We start from the raw sequence: 1,429 nt of genomic DNA on the forward strand, positions 1-1,429 counted from the left end.
AAAGGTCGGCATCACCCGCCCCTTCAATAGAGACACTAAAGCGAACGGTGTTAGCAGGCACGTCAACGTAGAACAGTTTTTCGCTATATGCTTCGCCACTCAGTTGAAGGCTTTGGTTCGCCGCCAGCTCCGTCACTTGCACTTCAGGATCGGTTGGTTCGCTTGGCTCTTCTGGGTCCGTTCCTGGTTGCTCCGGTTCAACTACCACTTCTAACGTATCCAACCAACGCTCAAATTCCGCATCGTATTGTTGACCAAGCACAGTAACCTGCTGCGCCCATTGTGCAAACTGTCCTGAGCGTGACAACGCCAACAAGCTCTCTACATCTTGAGGGTGGTTTTCTAGCATGAAGCGAACCGCCAAGTAACCCCAACGGTAAATGCGGTTGCTATCGTGCGAGTATGTGGTGTCAAACACGGTTGAAAGGCTCAGTTTGCCACTTGGGATCAGATCGATCGCGGCCTTGTAACCTTGTTTGTAATGCATGTATTCCGCAAAGCCTTCCAGCCACCAAACGATATGACCATGAGCTAAGTTGTCGCTGAATGAACCGTATTGGTTGAAACGTGCATCCAAGTAGTGAGTGTACTCGTGCTCAAGGTTCAAAATAGATAGATCTTCGCCATTCGCGTAGCGATAAGCCACGAAACGCGCCGTATTATCGGCTCTTGACGGAGTCCCCTCTAAGTACTGACCACCGTTATCCGTTGTATTGCCAAACAGGAATGAAGAGTAATCAACGTAACTGTCGTTGCTTGCAAACACCGCGACTTCAACACGATCGTTCAAGTCATCCGCCACTGGTTGATTGCCAGTATTCGCAACTTGATGGAAGTCTGCTTCTTTCGCAGCAAGCACTTCACACGCTTTCGCAGCTTGAGCATCGGTGAGATCTTCAGAGCGAATGATGGCAGGTCCCTGACATTCGAAACGATTTGGCATCACGCGTGCTGCTAGATCTTGCTTCGCTTGCTCTAGGTTTAGACCATTCAAACCCTCAGGCGCGTAATAACTCATCATCTCAACGGCGGCAAGCCACAGTTTGTCGTGCTCACTGCCCAATGGGTAACGCTGCATCACCTGCTGCATAACAGCCAATGCTTTGCGTTTGGTTTCTTGATCTGGGCTCGCAAGTAAGCGGCCAGTTTCACGTAATGCATTGAAAACGATAAAGTTTGCATCTGTATCTAACGCCCATGCATTGTCAGAAGCGAATCGCGCTAACGTATCAATATGGTGAGTGTTGTTTGCCATGTAGCGGTAGAACGCATCGTTCGCCGCGTGACCTGCCATAGAGCGGAACAAGTTGTTCAGGCCATCAACCCATTGGGTATCTTTCGCGGTGTCACGGTTAAAGTGCATCAACGCGGCCATCATGCTATCCATGGTCAGCGGCAACTGCTTAACGTTATCAACCATCAAAGTCAG

General features: G+C 49.8%; 1 protein-coding gene. It reads right to left on the reverse strand.

Annotated features, from left to right (window positions below; genetic code table 11):
• A partial coding sequence (locus R7E00_RS23355; protein WP_318124619.1) for a collagenase occupies nt 1-1,429 on the reverse strand: 1,429 nt, incomplete at both ends.

This window comes from Vibrio sp. Vb1755 (assembly GCF_033338635.1).
In the GTDB taxonomy this organism is placed as follows: Bacteria; Pseudomonadota; Gammaproteobacteria; order Enterobacterales; family Vibrionaceae; genus Vibrio; species Vibrio alginolyticus.